The 15,708-nt window shown below is 64.8% G+C and carries 15 protein-coding genes, 1 other RNA gene and 1 riboswitch; of the genes, 6 read left to right on the top strand and 10 right to left on the bottom strand.

What is annotated here, in order from left to right:
• Window position 1 precedes the first annotated feature (1 nt).
• Window positions 2-1,177 (top strand): threonine-phosphate decarboxylase CobD, encoded by a 1,176-nt coding sequence (gene cobD, locus AB870_RS06025; RefSeq protein ID WP_084663366.1) that lies wholly within the window; start codon window positions 2-4, stop codon window positions 1,175-1,177.
• Between the two features lie 313 nt (window positions 1,178-1,490).
• Window positions 1,491-1,718: a hypothetical protein gene (locus AB870_RS06020; protein WP_047907318.1), complete on the top strand. Its 228-nt coding sequence runs from the start codon at window positions 1,491-1,493 to the stop codon at window positions 1,716-1,718.
• Window positions 1,719-1,931: 213 nt separating this feature from the next.
• On the opposite strand, the gene AB870_RS26290 is transcribed toward AB870_RS06020, so the two are convergent.
• Window positions 1,932-2,099, bottom strand: coding sequence for a hypothetical protein (locus AB870_RS26290; RefSeq protein ID WP_157112254.1), 168 nt, complete (start codon window positions 2,097-2,099; stop codon window positions 1,932-1,934).
• A gap of 385 nt (window positions 2,100-2,484) precedes the next feature.
• Here AB870_RS26290 and AB870_RS06015 point away from each other — a divergent pair, with 385 nt between their 5' ends.
• Window positions 2,485-3,432 carry a cobalamin-binding protein gene (locus AB870_RS06015; protein ID WP_047907317.1) on the top strand — a complete coding sequence of 316 codons (948 nt, stop codon included), beginning with the start codon at window positions 2,485-2,487 and terminating at the stop codon, window positions 3,430-3,432.
• Between the two features lie 35 nt (window positions 3,433-3,467).
• Here AB870_RS06015 and AB870_RS06010 read toward each other — a convergent pair whose 3' ends face one another.
• The 6 genes from AB870_RS06010 to AB870_RS05985 all read right to left on the bottom strand — a co-directional run bounded on the left by AB870_RS06010 (window position 3,468) and on the right by AB870_RS05985 (window position 10,215).
• Window positions 3,468-4,070, bottom strand: coding sequence for a histidine phosphatase family protein (locus AB870_RS06010; protein WP_047907316.1), 603 nt, complete (start codon window positions 4,068-4,070; stop codon window positions 3,468-3,470).
• Complete coding sequence (locus tag AB870_RS06005) at window positions 4,061-4,981, bottom strand: adenosylcobinamide-GDP ribazoletransferase (RefSeq protein ID WP_084663364.1); 921 nt, start codon at window positions 4,979-4,981, stop codon at window positions 4,061-4,063. The genes AB870_RS06010 and AB870_RS06005 overlap by 10 nt, the downstream gene beginning before the upstream one ends.
• The gene (gene cobT, locus AB870_RS06000; RefSeq protein WP_047907315.1) at window positions 4,978-6,087 is read right to left on the bottom strand and encodes a nicotinate-nucleotide--dimethylbenzimidazole phosphoribosyltransferase; all 1,110 of its coding nucleotides are present in this window, start codon (window positions 6,085-6,087) and stop codon (window positions 4,978-4,980) included. Before cobT ends, AB870_RS06005 begins: the two co-directional genes overlap by 4 nt.
• A 184-nt stretch (window positions 6,088-6,271) precedes the next feature.
• Complete coding sequence (locus tag AB870_RS05995; RefSeq protein WP_084663362.1) at window positions 6,272-7,183, bottom strand: ABC transporter ATP-binding protein; 912 nt, start codon at window positions 7,181-7,183, stop codon at window positions 6,272-6,274.
• Window positions 7,180-8,175, bottom strand: a complete 996-nt coding sequence (locus AB870_RS05990; protein WP_047907314.1) for a FecCD family ABC transporter permease — start codon at window positions 8,173-8,175, stop codon at window positions 7,180-7,182. Before AB870_RS05990 ends, AB870_RS05995 begins: the two co-directional genes overlap by 4 nt.
• 69 nt (window positions 8,176-8,244) lie before the next feature.
• Window positions 8,245-10,215, bottom strand: coding sequence for a TonB-dependent receptor plug domain-containing protein (locus AB870_RS05985; protein ID WP_053059590.1), 1,971 nt, complete (start codon window positions 10,213-10,215; stop codon window positions 8,245-8,247).
• A gap of 166 nt (window positions 10,216-10,381) precedes the next feature.
• A riboswitch (cobalamin riboswitch) is annotated at window positions 10,382-10,633 on the bottom strand.
• An 89-nt stretch (window positions 10,634-10,722) separates the two neighbouring features.
• On the opposite strand from AB870_RS05985, the gene AB870_RS05980 reads away from it, so the two are divergent.
• The 3 genes from AB870_RS05980 (at window position 10,723) to ssrS (ending at window position 11,556) form a co-directional block, all read left to right on the top strand.
• A complete protein-coding gene (locus AB870_RS05980) occupies window positions 10,723-11,034 on the top strand; it encodes a hypothetical protein (protein WP_047907313.1) in 312 nt (103 codons plus the stop codon).
• A complete protein-coding gene (locus AB870_RS05975; RefSeq protein ID WP_047907312.1) occupies window positions 11,031-11,342 on the top strand; it encodes a cell division protein ZapA in 312 nt (103 codons plus the stop codon). The genes AB870_RS05980 and AB870_RS05975 overlap by 4 nt, the downstream gene beginning before the upstream one ends.
• Before the next feature lie 33 nt (window positions 11,343-11,375).
• Window positions 11,376-11,556, top strand: a non-coding RNA gene (ssrS, locus tag AB870_RS05970) — 6S RNA.
• 131 nt (window positions 11,557-11,687) lie between these two features.
• On the opposite strand, the gene AB870_RS05965 is transcribed toward ssrS, so the two are convergent.
• The 3 genes from AB870_RS05965 to AB870_RS05955 all read right to left on the bottom strand — a co-directional run bounded on the left by AB870_RS05965 (window position 11,688) and on the right by AB870_RS05955 (window position 15,361).
• A complete protein-coding gene (locus AB870_RS05965; RefSeq protein WP_047907311.1) occupies window positions 11,688-13,469 on the bottom strand; it encodes an acyl-CoA dehydrogenase in 1,782 nt (593 codons plus the stop codon).
• A 196-nt stretch (window positions 13,470-13,665) separates the two neighbouring features.
• Window positions 13,666-14,598, bottom strand: coding sequence for an electron transfer flavoprotein subunit alpha/FixB family protein (locus tag AB870_RS05960; protein WP_047907310.1), 933 nt, complete (start codon window positions 14,596-14,598; stop codon window positions 13,666-13,668).
• 13 nt (window positions 14,599-14,611) lie between these two features.
• Window positions 14,612-15,361, bottom strand: coding sequence for an electron transfer flavoprotein subunit beta/FixA family protein (locus tag AB870_RS05955; RefSeq protein ID WP_047907309.1), 750 nt, complete (start codon window positions 15,359-15,361; stop codon window positions 14,612-14,614).
• Window positions 15,362-15,708: the final 347 nt, after the last annotated feature.

The raw sequence follows: 15,708 nt of genomic DNA, 5'->3' as shown, positions 1-15,708 counted from the left end.
CATGCCCGCTTCGACCGCATTCTCCGGCGCCATTGGCTCGCCCGACCTCCCCGAATCGCCTGATCTGCCCGGTGCAACGAGCCCCTCGACATCGTCGCCCCCCCCGGCTCCCGGGCAGGCCGCGCCCCGCCACGGGGGCAATCTGGGGGAAGCCATCCGCCGCTACGGGCGGCTGCGGGAGGACTGGCTGGACCTGTCGACAGGCATCAACCCGCTCGGCTATCCCGTGCCGATGCCACCGCCGAGTGCGTGGCGCGACCTGCCGGATGCGTTCGACGACCTGCGCGACGTGGCAGCAAGCTATTACGGTGTGCCCGTCGAAACGGTGGTGCCATGCGCGGGATCGCAAGCGGTCATCCGTACGATCCCTGCGCTGCTGCGACCCGGGCGCGTCGCCATCGCGTCGCTCACCTACAGCGAGTACGCCCCGGCCTTCGCACAGGCGGGCCATACGCTCGTGCCGTGGCTCGGCCCGGAAGCCGGGTTGCCCGACGTCGACTACCTCGTTTGGGTGAATCCCGATAATCCGACGACACGCTGCGTCGAACGCGAAACGCTGCGCCGTTGGCACGCGCTGTTGGCGGCGCGAGACGGCATGCTCATCGTCGACGAGGCGTTCGCGGACGTTGCGCCACACGCGTCGATGACCACGGATGTCGGGCAGGGCGGCCTCGTCGTGCTGCGCTCGGTCGGCAAATTCTTCGGCCTGGCGGGCATTCGCGCGGGATTCGCGCTGTGCCCCCAACCGTTCGGCATACGATTGGCCGAACGTCTGGGAGCGTGGACCGTCAGCGGCCCGGCAAGATTCGCCGTGCGAACGGCCTTGACCGACACGGCCTGGCAAATGGCGGCTCGCGAACGTTTGTTGCGCGATGGTGAACGTTTGTTATCGCTGTTGCGCGAGCACGGCTGGCCGGCGTTCGGCACTCCGCTCTTCGCATGGACACCGCATGTCTCGGCAGCGCTCTGGCACGAACGGTTGGCCGCGCAAGGGGTGTGGACCCGGTTGTTCGACCCGCGTCCGGTCCCATGCCCGCAGGGAATGGCGCAAACGACGGCACAATCGACCGCACAATCGACCGTACAGTCGTTACCCAGCCTCCGGCTGGGGCTGCCGCCTTCGGAAGACGGATGGCAGCGCTTGCGCACGGCAATAGCGGTTGCCTCGGCCGCGTAGCGGTCCCGTTGCTCTCTACCGGGGCCCCGGATTTCTTCCCGAACGCACTTTTCGGGAACTGCTGAAGAACGCTGCCATCCAATTTTTTCGTTATGCTTCAAAACGGATGCGGCGGGGGGTGCGCGTACGCCCGTCGGAGCGCTCCGACTTAACGTGCCCGTATCGCTTACGCGGCATTAGAAGACGGGCGATCCCGCCGTTTTCGTTACAAATTGAAGCATTTCTGCAACAAATGCACACAGTCATCGCCGAAGGGCGCCGCTAGACTGAAGGTTCTTTCGCAAGGGCTTTCCCCAATTAAAAGGACGACCAAATGAAAAAACTGCCGCTGTTGCTCGCCACGCTTCTGACCGCCACCATCGTGACGGTGGGTTGCTCGAAAAAGGAAGACCAATCGGCCGCTCCGGGTGCCGACACGACGGCATCGGCTCCGGCCGCTGCTCCGGCAGATAACTCGGCGCCGGCCAGCGATGCAGGTGCCGCCATGAGCGCCCCGGCATCGGACGCCGGTGCTGCGGCTCCGGCACCGGCCTCGAACTGACCCGGACCGGCTGGCCGCACGCTGGCCCGGGTTCCGGTCCGGTGCTACGGTGCGGTCCGTCAAGTGCCGCTGTCATGCTCCGGTAACGTTCCAGTAACGTTCCACTTACGTTCGGCACGCCGCACGACACCACGCCCCCTGAACTTTCGCGAGGCAGGGGGCGTGGTGGTTTTTGCACGTCGCTCCGGACGATGCAGCTTTGGACGATGCGGCTTATCTGACCACCCTCACACCCCCGTCGATCACACCGTAGGCCTCGACCTTGCCGGTGCCGCCGGTGCTCGCACCCGGCCCATTTCCCCCGCCCGGAGCAGCGCACGCCCCCAGCAACGTGACCAGTGCAAGCGCCAATGCGCCGACGACAGCAATATTTCGTTTCACCACTCGAACTCCTTCAGGCTTCGTACGCCAGATCCATTGCGTATGCTTTCCGCGCTTGCGTTCCGTCTCTCACCGCCATCGTTTCGCTGCCCGGCACCCGCGCCAGTGGCGCGATCCCGCACATATCGAGGGCGCGGCCATCGGAACGCCAGCGTCACGCACCGTTCGACAGCCGTCGCGTGACATCGGTTCGATGCCTTGCGCGGCAAACGCTTGTCGTTACGCGATAACCCGCCGAAAATGGCGCGTTCGTGGCGGTAATCGTCGCACGTTGTGAATTGTCTCGAATATCCGACGCAATTCGCCGTCCACAAGCCCCCAGGCCGCCGGTATCTCCTACGACGCCTTACACCGCCTTGCAGGTTCGTCACCCATCGTTCCGGTCATGATCCCTCGTCAGCATCGTCGCTTTGCCCTCTCCCTCTCCCCAGCGTTTGCCGTCGCGTGCGCCATCGCGTTCGCCGCCTCTGCCTCGTTCTCGCATGCGAGCGTTACGGTCAAGGACGACACCGGTGCGACCGTCACCCTGCCCGCCCCGGCCCAACGCGTGGTGAGTCTGGCTCCGCATGCGACGGAGCTGCTGTTTGCCGCTGGCGCGGGCGACAAGGTCGTGGGCGTGGTCAAGTATTCGGACTATCCGCAGGCCGCGCAGCGCCTGCCGCAAGTGGGTGACAACGGCGCGCTCGATCTCGAACGCATTCTTGCACTCAAGCCGGATGTGCTCGTCGTATGGATGCACGGCAACTCGCAGCGTCAGGTCGAAGCGCTGCGTCAGCTGAAATTGCCGGTGTTCTACTCGGAACCGAAGCATCTGACCGACTTGCCTTCGGCCATCGAAACGCTCGGCACGTTGATGGGCACGCCTGCGAAGGCGCAGGCCTCGGCCGACGCTTTTCGCGCCCGCTACGAAGCGCTGCGCATACAATACGCCTCGCGCGCCCCCGTGCCGGTCTTCTATCAGGTCTGGGCGCAACCGCTCATGACGCTGAACGGCACGCATATGGTGAGCGACGTGATCCGGCTGTGCGGCGGCGTGAACGTGTTCGCCAACGAGACACCGCTCGTGCCGCGCGTATCCATCGAAGCCGTGCTCGCGAAAGCGCCCGAAGCGATGTTCACCGCCACGCAGGGGGCAACGAAGTCCGACAAGCCGCTCGCCACGCTCGACAACTGGCGCCAATGGCCGCAGTTGCCCGCGGTGGCCCGCAACAACCTGTTCGGTATCGACGGCGATCTCATCAACCGCCCCAGCCCGCGCATTCTGGAGGGCGCGCGCACCCTTTGCGAAGACCTCGACCTGGCGCGCTCGCGGCGTCCGACGACGGCGAAGTGAGCGTGGCGAGTGCGGCCGGGCCAGCGTGTCACACGCTAGGCATTCCAGCGAATCAGGCGCGCCCGGCCGTCATCGGCGACATGAAGATGGCAGAGGTGGCCGAATTCGAGTGGCCACGTCAGACATGTCGTCGTCGGCAGGCCCAGGGCCGTCGCCGTGTGCAAACGGATCGGTCCGGCATGGGCGATCGCGACATGGACCTCGCTGGCGCTCGACACCCGCGAGCGAAGCGCTCTCGCCCACGCGTTCATTCGCAACACGACTTCGCGCGCGGACTCGCCACCGGGCGGTGAAAACCCGCAGACATCCTGCGCCCAGGCATCCAGATCGTCGCGCGCGATATCGTCCCAGCAACGCATTTCCCATGCGCCGAAATTCATTTCCGCGAGACGTTCGTCCACGAGCAGTGGCACTTGAAATTCGAACGCCATACGCTCGGCCGCCCGTTGTGCCCGCAGCAGCGCACTGGTATGGATCGCGACCGGGCGACGCGCGCCGCTCAGGGTCGCGAGCACGCGCGAACACATTTGCCGCGTCGCCGCCTCCAGCGTGTCCTCCTTGGGCAACACGTCGGCCCTGCCGTAACAGACGTTGCCGGGCACATCCGGTCGCGGGTGACGCATCAGGATCAGGTCCATGCGCACACCGTCAGATACAGCGCGAGTTCGGCGAGTTGCTGTGCGAAACCAAGCGTGTCGCCGGTGTAGCCACCCAGCCGGCGGCGCAGATAGCGGATGAACCCCGCGCGCAACGCCATCAGCACGACAGCCCCCGTCACGCCCGCGCGCCAGTCGGGCCACACCCACCACGGTACGCTGCATGCCACGCCGAACAGCAAACCGGGAAGACCCAGACGCTGTGCGACCGGCTTGGCCTTGCCTTGCGAGCGAACGTAATCGAGCGCGCGCAGCAAACTGATGGCCATGCTGCGGCTCGCGGCGTGCGCGCCGATGAGGACGACAGCGAAGCCTCCCCATCCATGCGACGCCTGAATGTCGACAAGCGCCTGCCACTTGATCGCCAACGCCAGCCATAAGGCGACGGCGCCGTAGGTGCCGATGCGCGAATCGTGCATGATCTCCAGCACGCGCTCACGCTCGAATGCACCGCCGAGCGCATCGACCGAATCGGCCAGCCCGTCTTCGTGAAATGCGCCCGTGAGCAGCACGCTCACGCCGAGACCCAGCGCAATCGCGAGAGGCGGCGACCAGACGTGGCTCATGGCGAGCGTCAACAAAGCGACCAGCGCGCCGACGAAAACACCGACGAGCGGGAAGAAACGCGTCGCGGCATTGAGTTGCGCCGGGGAGTAGCCCACCCATTGCGGGATCGGCACGCGCGTGAAGTAGCCGAGCGCGGTCAGAAAAAGCCGCAGTTGCCCGCGGCACCCGCACAGAGATGCCTCGCATGCCTCGGGGGTTTCCCATGCTCCCGGCGATGGCGCGGGACAATCGGTCGCGACGAGATCGCGCGTGTCATCACGCGTGTCACGGGTGTCACGCGTGTCGCGCGCAGCGTCGTGCGAAGGCTCCGGGACGGACGTCGTCATGCGCCTGCCGCCCCGCGATCGCTCACGCCCGCGCCCTCGAATGTCGCCATCTCGCGCAGGAATGCGGCGGCGGCCTGGATCAGCGGCATTGCCAGCGCCGCGCCCGTGCCTTCGCCCAGACGCAGTCCCAGTTGCAGGATCGGCTCGGCACCGAGCGAGTCGAGCATTGCGCGATGCCCGGCTTCGCCGGACGCATGCGCGAACACGCAGTAGTCGAGTACCGCGGGCGACACGCGCGATGCCACCAACAGGGCCGCCGTGCTGATGAAGCCGTCCACCACGATCACGAGTCCGAGCTTTGCAGCGGCAAGGTAGGCGCCCGTCATCATCGCGATCTCGAAGCCGCCGAAGGTCGCAAGCGTGTCCAGTGCATCGGGCGCGTGCGGCGCGTCGCCTCCCGCAGGCGAGCCGCCGCCGGACGGATGCGCGGCCAGCGCGCGTTCGAGGATGGCGGTCTTGCGGGCCAGCCCGGCGTCGTCGACCCCGGTGCCACGCCCCACACACACGGACAGTGGCAGCCCCGTCAGACGCTGCATAAGACACGCCGCCGACGATGTGTTGCCAATGCCCATTTCTCCGAAGCCGATCATGCGCGTGCCGCGCGAGGCATGCGTCACCACGCGCGCCGCGCCGGCCGTGAGCGCCGCCTCCAGTTGCTCACGGGTCATGGCGGGCGCTTCGAGGAAGTTTCGGGTCCCGCGCGCGACCGGTATATCGACGAGCGAAGCGTGAGGCGGAAAGTCCCACGCCACACCGGCGTTGATAACTTCCATCTCGATTCCGTTGGCACGGCAAAAGACATTGATGGCCGCACCGCCGCGCAGGAAATTGAGCACCATCTGGGCCGTGACGGCCTGCGGATACGGGCTCACGCCCTCGGCCACAATGCCATGATCGCCCGCGAATACGAGCATGGCCGCCCGTGTGAGTTCGGGCATCGTGCTCTGCTGAATGCGGCCGATACGATGCGCCACGCGCTCCAGTGCGCCGAGGCTGCCGGGCGGTTTCGTCTTGCTGTCGATGGCGTGCGCGAGCGCGGCATCCATCGCCGTCGACGGCGAGCGGATGTCGAAGAGTTCTGCCAGCAACGGGGGGAAAGCGGTCATTCGGGAACGTCCTGAATCGATGGCTGAATCTGTGACTGAATCTGTGACTGAATCTGGGACGAAGGCGGTGAAGCCCGGCGCACGGCACGGTACGGCATTGCACGCGGATGTGAGTGTACGCCGCCCCATGCACGCCTCGGGCGCGCCATCATGAGGGGCATCATGCGTGCGGTCACATGTGCCGTCATGAGCGTCGCACGGGCACTAGAGCCTCGTTCTCACCATCGCGAATCAGGCGCAGCGGATAACCGAATGCCTCGCTGCAATGCTCGGCCGACAGCACCTCCCGCACCGGCCCCGCGCGCCAACCGCCGCGACCGTCGAGCAACAAGGCATGCGTGGCGAAGCGTCGCGAGAGATTGAGATCGTGGCACGAGAACACGACAGCAGCGCCATTGCCATGATCCCGCTGGCAACCGGATCCGGCATGGCCTGCGAGCAGTTCGAGGGCGTCGATCTGATGATGCAGATCGAGGTGCGACAGGGGTTCGTCGAGCAGCAGCAACGGCGTGGCCTGCGCGAGCGCCGCCGCGAGCGACACCCGCTGACGTTCACCGCCCGACAGGGTCATGACGTCGCGCGCCGCGAAGTCTTCGAGACCAACCTTCGCGAGCGCGGCGTGCGCAAGGGCGACATCGTCGTCAGCCTCCCACGCCCCCCACCGGCCTTGGGCGAGATAGGGGTGACGACCGGCCAGCACCACTTCGAGGGCCGTCGCACCGAAGGCATCCCGCGTCTGTTGCGGCATCAGGGCTCGCACCCGGGCCAGCGGCGCCGCACGCCACTGCGCCAGCCTCTTGCCGCCGATCATCACACGACCGCTTGCGGTAATCGCTGCATCGCGCGCCGGATTTTCCTCGACGGGACGCAGGCCCGCGAGTGTGCCCAGCAGCGTCGTCTTGCCCGCGCCGTTCGGTCCGGCAAGACACCAGCACTCGCCCGGCGCGACGGCAAGATCGAGCCGATCGACGAGCACGCGCTCGTCCGCATGCAATGTCAGCGCATGCGTTTGCAGCAATGGGTCGCGCGCCGATTCCGGCGTGGGCGACGGCGTATTGCCGGAGGTATTCACGGAAAGGTTTGCGGACCTTGTCATCGGATCACCCGGTGCGACAACAACCACAGGAATACGGGCACGCCGATCATCGCCGTGATCACGCCCACGGGCAGTTGCGTCGGGGCGATGACGGTGCGCGCCACCAGGTCCGCCACCATCAGCAACGCCCCGCCGCCGAGCGCTGCCGCGGGCAGCAGCATGCGCTGATCGTTGCCGAAGCGCAGGCGCAGGATGTGCGGCACGACGAGCCCCACGAAACCGATGCTGCCCGCCGTGGTAACCGCCACCGCCGTCGCGAGCGACGCCGCCAGATAGACCCGCATGCGCAACGGTCCGACGGCCACACCGACGGCCTGGGCGACGGCGTCGCCACGCAGCAGCACGTTCAGCCGGTGCGCAACGGGACAAACGATGAGCAGCGTCACGAGGAGCGCGATCACCGGCAGCGCGGCACGGTCCACGCCGTTCAGATCGCCGGTCAGCCAGAACAACATGCCGCGCAGGCTCGCGTCGGGGGCAAGCGTGAGAATGAGCGTGGCGAGCGCGCCGAATCCGGCGGCCATCATCACGCCGGTGAGTAACAGCTTGGCGCTGCTGTCCTGATCGCCGGGACGCAGGAAACTGCGGCGCGAGAGTCCCATCACGATAGCGATGGCGGCGAGCGCACCGAGAAAGGCGCTCGTCTGCACCCAGAAAAACGGCAACATGAGTGCGAGCGAGACAAGCGCCGCGACACTCGCACCGCCGGAGATGCCCAGCACATAGGGATCGGCCAGCGGATTGCGCAGCAACGTCTGCATGAGCGTGCCGGCGACGGCGAGCAGGCCGCCGCAGGCAAATGCCGCCAGCGCGCGCGGCAAACGCAAACGCCAGATCACGTCACCCGCGAGGCCCACGTCGTGCCCCAATGCCATGGCACCGATCTCGCGCAGCGAAACCGGCACGCTCCCCAGCCTGAGCGACGCGATGAGCGTGAGCAGCGCAACGCTGGCCAACCCCGTCCAGATGGCGAAGGCGCGACGCAGCGTCATGCGGCGGCGCCTCTTGCCCGGGCGGCCGCACCGGGCGCGACGTATGTCCGTCGGGCACCGTCCGTGTGCTTAGAACTGCTTCCAGCCGAGTGAGACATAGATTGCGCGTCCAAGGGTGTTGTAGCCATAGACCGTCTGGTATTGCTTGTTGAACACGTTGTCCAGATGCGCCGAGACATACCAGGATTTGTCGATGTCGTACCGTGCCTGAAGGTTGAAGAGTGCGTAGGCGCCAAGATGCTGGCCTCCCGTATCGTAACGCTCGCCGCTATAGAAGACATCGCCGCCGACACTGAACTTGCCGAAAAGCGACTGCGTCACGCCGAACGAGCCGTACTGCCTGGCGCGACGGGCAAGGACCTTGCCGGCGTCCAGATCGGTCGGATTCTGACGCGTGAACGACGCGCGCACGTCCGTCCCCGTCCACTGAATCTTGCCCTGATACGTCAGTTCAAGCCCTTCGACGCGGGCGTTTGCCACGTTCGCCGCGGTATACGGGTACACCGTGAGCGACTGGATCAGATTGGTGTAGTTCGTGCGAAACAGCGCAAGCTTCGCCAAACCGAAGCGCGCGTCGTAGAACTGCACGGCAAGTTCTTTCGAGATCGAGCGTTCCGGTTGCAGATTCGGGTTGCCGAAGCCCGGGTAGAACAGTTCGTTGAAGGTCGGCGCGCGAAAACCGTCGGACGCGTTCGCCATCAGCTTCCACTGGTCGGTCAGCCGGTAGCCGTAGCCGACCCAGTAGCTGTTGGCACCGCCGAAGTCGGAATACATGTCGCGGCGCACCGTCGCCTGTACCTCGTGTCTGTCTGCAATCACGCCTTCGTAGCCGACGTAGAACGAGTCGAGATGGCGGTTATTGCGGTCGTACTTCGTGCTGCTCTCGACCGTCTGTTCCTGACGCGTGTAACCGGCAATCAACTTCTGATCCGGCATGAAGGCGTATTCGTTCGCCCAGTCGATCTGATGGCTAGACGTATGGTAATTGCCGTTGCCCGCGCCGTTCAGGTAGTTATAGTTGTAATCGTCGCCCTGCGTGACGGTAAGGCGCGTGCTCCACTTGTCGGTGATCTTGCCTTTGGCATAGGCCGATATCTGACGCACCCGGGCATCGGTGTCGTTCAGATCGGAGGGCTTGCCGAATGCGTTGTCGTAGCTGATGCTGCCGTCGCTCTGGAACAGGCGTACGCCGGCTTCCCACGTGGAGCCGAACTTGCGCGACAGCGTGGCCGTGACGCTCGTGTTGTCGTCGCCATTTCGGTTCGGATTGACCTTGGGCGCGAAGCGCGGGTCCTGGGCCGAGATGCCGTTGGTGTGAAAGCGCGAGATGTCGAGCGAGAAGCGCGTCTTGCCGTCTTCGAAGGACCCGGCAATACCGGCGTTCGCCTGCGTGGTGTTGTTCGTGCTGTAGCCCAGTTCGGCGTAGGCTCTGGGCGGACCGCCGTCGCCGTGGCGCGTGAAGATCTGGATCACGCCGCCGACCGCCTGGGAGCCGTACAGCGCGGACACATTGCCGCGCACGATTTCGATGTGGTCGATCTGCGACACTGGAATTTGCGCGATGTTGGTCGTGCCGGTCGTGGCGGAGTTGACGGGCACGCCGTCGATCAGCACGAGCGATGCGTTCGACGCCGCGCCGCGCATGAAAATGCTGGCCGACGCGCCAAAGCCGCCGTTCTGTGCGATCTCCACGCCGGCCTGACCGCGCAGCAGCGTCGGCAAATCCTGGGCCTGACTTTGCTCGATTTGTTCGCGCGTGATGACCGAGGTGGAAGCGAGCGTGTCCACGAGCTTTTGCTCGGTGCGCGAGGCCGTGACGACGGTCGTATTGAGGGTGGGCGCGCCGTCGGCGGCTCGTGCATTGCAAGCGCAGGCGGCCAGCAAGGCGGCGCCGAGCGCGAGACGATATGGCGTCTGCGCGAGCGGTGCAAATGGTGCAGACAGCGCAGACGGTGGGAAAGGCGTCAGGGCAGCGCTGGCCGGGGGGCGACGTGAAAAAGCAGACGCGTGCGGCGTCATCGCGCGAACGTGGGTGCGCATGGTCGAGTGTAACTTCCGTAGTTTTCTTATTGCCTTGGCCCGTTCCCCCGCAGGCCGCCGACGAAAGGGGAGCGTCGCGGACACGTCGGCATGCGAGCATCACAGGCAGCATCGACACTTGAAAACGACGGCATGCCGCCTGCGGCTTGCGCTGGGCGGCATGCTGAATTCCCCACTCACTTGGGCCGGTATCCGGGCTGGTCATCGTCGCGCCTGACCGGCCTTCCCGTGCACGGTGAGGACACAGTGGCGTTGGAGGCGAAGCGCGTTTTCGGAAACCTTTCGGGTCGAAAGAATGACTTACCGTTGCGGGGGCAGCACAGGTTGGCCAGCCCGTGTGGGGACGCGGCTCCCTGTTTCCCGTTTAACTGCGCATGCCGGGAGGGCGTGCGCGAGCACCGAAGTGCCGCAAGTGTAGGGGCCATTCGAATGAGCGTCAATGCTCGTTCGTCGGGCATTGGCCGCCGATTCCGTTAGAATGTAGGGCAATCAAGAGGACGCAGCCCGATGCTCACCGATCTCGACAATCTCACCGACAAAATGGAACAGTTGGTTGTCATCAGCCAACGCTTTCACCAACACAATCAGGCGCTGCTTGCGGAACTCGACCGCGCGCGTGCCGAATGTGAAGAAACCCGCGCCGCCATTGAGCAATTGCGCACGGAACGCGACGCGTTGCGAGTGCAACGCGATCAACTCGCCGCCAAGATCGACGAGGCTCAGGTTCGCCTGAACGCGATCCTTGAAAAGCTTCCGACGCAAAACCCCGCTGAGGGTCAGATGGATCTGCTCGGCACCCCCGGTGGAGAACACGCATGACGATCAAGCAGCTTGAAGTTCATATTCTCGAACAGTCTTACCGCCTCGCCTGCCCGCCGGAACACGAAGCCGACCTGCTCGCGTCCGTCTCGCGCGTGGACGCGGAAATGAGCAAGGTTCGCGCGCAAAGCAGCGTGCGTGGCACCGACCGGATTGCCGTCATGGCAGCGTTGAGTCTGGCATCCGAATTGCTTGCGTTGGAAAAGAGTATTGCTGCCGGACAAGCATTCCCCGCCGAAGAAATTCAGCGTAGAATGCAAGCCATGGACGAACGGCTGAGCGCGGTAATCGATCAGTATCAAAGCTGAAGAGCGCGCGGGCCGTCCGGTCCAAAAGGTTAGTTTTCCCTGCCTGGTTCGCGAAAGTCATAGATTCCTTGAACCAATGATCTGTTGCAGGTTGCGGAAGTTTGTAGTGCTGGCGTGAGCGTCACTCTGTCTGATGAACCCAAAGCGCTACTAACCGCGACCACCTTGAACCTTCGGTTCAGGATGCCGGCTTAGCGGCTGAGGCGGGGACCCGATACACGGCACTGCGTTCGCGCAGTGCCGTTTTTTTCGTCCGGCGTCGTTGCGCGCTTCATCTCGACGCCGGAGCACCGCCCAAAAGAATGGCGACCCGAGGGTCGCCTTTTTTCATTTGACGTACTGCGATCAGAACTGGGCTTCGTCGAGCGAGAGCGCCGAGTCCGCGCCTTCGGTGATGGCCTGCGCAAGTCCCGGGGCCTGCGTCAGAATGTGGTCCGCGAAGAAGCGTGCCGTGCCAATCTTGGCGTCGTAGAAGGATGGGTCCCGATCGCGCAGCGCCTGCGCGGCGAGCAGCGCACGTCCCATTTGCCAGCCCCCCAGCACGATGCCCGCGAGTTTCAGATACGGCACGCTGCCGGCGAACACCGCGTTGGCATTGTCCTGCGTATTCGCCACAACGTAGTCCACCACGATGGACAGCGCTTCGCGGCCCTTCGCGAGGCGGTCCGCCACCGACGTCGCCACGCCGCCCGCCGCACGCAGTTCGCGCTCCGTCGCCGCAATCTGCTCGCATAGCGCGTTGGCCACGGCACCGCGATCGCGCAACGTCTTGCGTCCGATCAGATCGTTTGCCTGAATTGCCGTCGTGCCTTCGTAAATCGGCAGAATGCGTGCGTCGCGATAGTACTGTGCCGCGCCCGTCTCTTCGATGAACCCCATGCCGCCGTGCACCTGCACGCCGAGGCTGGTGACTTCGAGCGACATTTCCGTGCTCCAGCCCTTCACGATCGGCACGAGGAACTCGTAGACCGCTTGCGCGCGCTTGCATGCGTCGGCATCGGCCGCGTGGTGGGCGATGTCGGCCTGCGCCGCCGCCACATAGGCAAGCGCGCGCGCACCTTCGGTGAGCGAACGCATCGTCATGAGCATGCGTTTGACGTCGGGGTGATGAATGATGGTCACGGCGTCGCGCGACGAACCGTCCACGGGACGGCTTTGCAGACGATCACGTGCATACGCCACCGCATGCTGATACGAACGCTCGGCGATGGCCACGCCCTGCATGCCCACGGCGAAACGCGCCGCGTTCATCATGATGAACATGTATTCCAGGCCACGGTTTTCTTCCCCGACGAGGTAGCCCGTCGCGCCGCCGTGATCGCCGAATTGCAACACCGCCGTCGGGCTCGCCTTGATGCCCAGCTTGTGTTCGATCGACACGCAATGCACGTCGTTGCGCGCACCAAGGTTGCCCTGGGCGTCGACATGGAACTTGGGTACGATGAACAGCGAAATGCCTTTCACGCCCGGGGGCGCATCAGGCGTGCGGGCAAGCACGAGGTGGACGATGTTCTCGGCCATGTCGTGTTCGCCGAACGTGATGAAAATCTTCGTGCCGAACAAGCGATAGGTGCCATCGGCTTCGCGCTCCGCGCGCGTGCGCACCATCGCGAGATCTGAGCCCGCCTGCGGCTCGGTCAGGTTCATCGTGCCGGTCCACTCGCCCGAGAGGAGCTTGGGCACGTAGAGCTTACGTTGTTCATCGGTGCCTGCGGTGAGCAGCGCTTCGACGGCACCGTCGGTGAGCAGCGGACACAGCGCGAACGACAGGTTCGCGGCGTTGAGCATTTCCGTGCAAGGCGTGGCGACGAGCTTGGGCAGTCCCTGACCGCCGAATGCCTGCGGATGCTGCACGCCCTGCCAGCCGGCTTCGGAGAACTGGCGGAAGGCTTCCTTGAAACCGGGCGTGGTGGTGACCACGCCGTCCTTCCACGTACTCGGCTGCTGATCGCCGATGACGTTCAGCGGCGCAAGCACTTCCTGATTGAAGCGGGCCGCTTCTTCGAGCACGGCCTGCGCGACATCGGGCGAGGCATCCTCATAGCCCGGCAGCGCAGCAATGCTCTTCAGGTCCGCCAGTTCGTTCATGACGAACTGCATGTCCTTGATCGGGGCCTGATAACTCATGTCGTTCCTCCAAGGGATTCCGATTGCCTTCGGATGGTGGCGAATGCCGGGATGGTTGTTGTTCTGATTATTTTTGCTGTTCGACCGATTCGGATGAGGACGCGCACCGTTGCCAGCCGCCTCCCCATACGAATCGGCTGCGGGATCGGCTCCCGCAGCCTTGCTGCCTTGCGGTGTCGTTACCGCTTCGGCACGCTTACAGCGCGCCCGTGAGTTCCGGCACGACCGTGAACAGATCGCCCACCAGGCCGTAGTCCGCCACCGAGAAGATCGGCGCTTCCGGATCCTTGTTGATCGCCACGATCACCTTCGAATCCTTCATCCCAGCCAGGTGCTGGATCGCACCCGAGATCCCCACCGCCACGTACAGTTGCGGCGCCACGATCTTGCCCGTCTGCCCGACCTGATAGTCGTTCGGCACGTAACCCGCATCGACCGCCGCACGCGATGCGCCCAGCGCCGCGCCCAGCTTGTCCGCCAGCGGCTCGAGCACCTTCGTGTAGTTCTCGCCGCTGCCCAGTCCCCGCCCGCCCGAGACGATGATCTTCGCCGAGGTCAGCTCCGGACGGTCGAGCTTCGTCACCTCACGGCCCACGAACTGCGACACCCCCGCGTCCGGCGTGGCCGCCACACTTTCCACCGCCGCACTGCCGCCCGTGGCCGCTGCCGGATCGAAACCCGTCGAGCGCACCGTGATGACCTTCACCTTGTCCGAGCTTTGCACCGTGGCAATCGCGTTGCCCGCGTAGATCGGACGCTCGAACGTGTCCGCGCTCTCGACCTTCGTGATGTCCGAGATCTGCGCCACGTCCAGCAGCGCCGCCACGCGCGGCGCGATGTTCTTGCCGTACGCCGTGGCCGGCGCGAGGATGTGCGAGTAAGCGCCCGCAATCGACACCACCTCGTCGGCAATGTTCTCCGCGAGGCCTTCCCCGAAGTAAGCCGCCTCGGCCAGCAGCACCTTCTTCACACCGGCAATTTGCGCCGCCGCTTGCGCCGCTTCCTTCGCGTTGCTGCCCGCGACCAGCACGTGCACGTCCTCGCCGCATTGCAGCGCCGCCGTCACCGTATTGAGGGTCGCCGCCTTGAGGGCCTGGTTGTCGTGTTCCGCAATGACAAGAATGCTCATCTCGCCGTCTCCCTTAAATGACCTTCGCTTCGGTCTTGAGCTTTTCGACGAGCGTTGCCACGTCCGCCACCTTCACACCCGCGCTGCGCTTGGGCGGCTCGGCCACCTTCAGCGTCTTCAGGCGCGGGCTCACGTCAACGCCCAGATCCGCAGGCTTGACGCTCTCCAGCGGCTTCTTCTTCGCCTTCATGATGTTGGGCAGCGTCACGTAACGCGGCTCGTTCAGACGCAGATCCGTCGTGATCACCGCCGGCAGCGACAGCGACACGGTCTCCAGACCGCCGTCCACCTCGCGCGTGACCTGCGCACGGTTGCCGGCAATCGTCACCTTCGAGGCGAACGTCGCCTGCGGCAGCTTCGCCAGCGCCGCGAGCATCTGACCGGTTTGATTCGAATCGTCGTCGATGGCCTGTTTGCCAAGAATCACCAGTTGCGGCTGCTCCTTCTCGACAATGGCCTTGAGCAGCTTGGCCACCGCCAGCGGCTGCAACTCGTCGTCCGACTCGATGAGGATCGCGCGATCCGCCCCGATTGCCAGCGCCGTGCGCAGCGTCTCCTGCGACTGCGCCACACCCGCCGACACCGCGATCACTTCCGTCGCAATGCCCGCCTCCTTGAGCCGCACCGCCTCTTCCACCGCGATTTCGTCGAACGGATTCATCGACATCTTCACGTTCGCAATGTCCACGCCCGTGCCATCGCTCTTCACGCGAACCTTTACGTTGTAATCCACCACCCGTTTGACCGGTACCAGGACCTTCATGAACTCGCTCCAAAGTTACGTTTACGTCAATCCGCTGCCATTATAACCACACGGCACATGACGCATTAATTGCATATTTGAGGCATTTTGTGGCGAAATTTCACGATGCCCTTTCGATTTGCCACAGATGCACGACCCTGCCAAAAAACGGCGTTGGCGCCGGACAGGGCGCGCTTGTGCGCCGCCGCTCACCCCCGAACGATCGTGCTATTTTTATGCAAATCGTGGCGCGCAGCCACTTTCCTCGTGGTGCGTTTCCTCTAGAGAAATCACACCGGCGCGCGCACGCCTATGATCGAATGGCGCACCGGCATTCGCCGCGCCGCCGTGCGCGACGGCCGCCCGGC

This window comes from Pandoraea faecigallinarum (genome assembly GCF_001029105.3).
GTDB lineage: Bacteria > Pseudomonadota > Gammaproteobacteria > Burkholderiales > Burkholderiaceae > Pandoraea > Pandoraea faecigallinarum.
This window is presented reverse-complemented; position numbering and strand designations above follow the sequence as displayed.

Coding starts and splice junctions, on each gene's coding strand:
- cobD (WP_084663366.1), top strand. CDS start 2: ATGCCCGCTTCGACCGCATTCTCCGGCGCCATTGGCTCGCCCGACCTC.
- AB870_RS06020 (WP_047907318.1), top strand. CDS start 1,491: ATGAAAAAACTGCCGCTGTTGCTCGCCACGCTTCTGACCGCCACCATC.
- AB870_RS06015 (WP_047907317.1), top strand. CDS start 2,485: ATGATCCCTCGTCAGCATCGTCGCTTTGCCCTCTCCCTCTCCCCAGCG.
- AB870_RS06010 (WP_047907316.1), bottom strand. CDS start 4,070: ATGGACCTGATCCTGATGCGTCACCCGCGACCGGATGTGCCCGGCAAC.
- AB870_RS06005 (WP_084663364.1), bottom strand. CDS start 4,981: ATGACGACGTCCGTCCCGGAGCCTTCGCACGACGCTGCGCGCGACACG.
- cobT (WP_047907315.1), bottom strand. CDS start 6,087: ATGACCGCTTTCCCCCCGTTGCTGGCAGAACTCTTCGACATCCGCTCG.
- AB870_RS05995 (WP_084663362.1), bottom strand. CDS start 7,183: ATGACAAGGTCCGCAAACCTTTCCGTGAATACCTCCGGCAATACGCCG.
- AB870_RS05990 (WP_047907314.1), bottom strand. CDS start 8,175: ATGACGCTGCGTCGCGCCTTCGCCATCTGGACGGGGTTGGCCAGCGTT.
- AB870_RS05985 (WP_053059590.1), bottom strand. CDS start 10,215: ATGCGCACCCACGTTCGCGCGATGACGCCGCACGCGTCTGCTTTTTCA.
- AB870_RS05980 (WP_047907313.1), top strand. CDS start 10,723: ATGCTCACCGATCTCGACAATCTCACCGACAAAATGGAACAGTTGGTT.
- AB870_RS05975 (WP_047907312.1), top strand. CDS start 11,031: ATGACGATCAAGCAGCTTGAAGTTCATATTCTCGAACAGTCTTACCGC.
- AB870_RS05965 (WP_047907311.1), bottom strand. CDS start 13,469: ATGAGTTATCAGGCCCCGATCAAGGACATGCAGTTCGTCATGAACGAA.
- AB870_RS05960 (WP_047907310.1), bottom strand. CDS start 14,598: ATGAGCATTCTTGTCATTGCGGAACACGACAACCAGGCCCTCAAGGCG.
- AB870_RS05955 (WP_047907309.1), bottom strand. CDS start 15,361: ATGAAGGTCCTGGTACCGGTCAAACGGGTGGTGGATTACAACGTAAAG.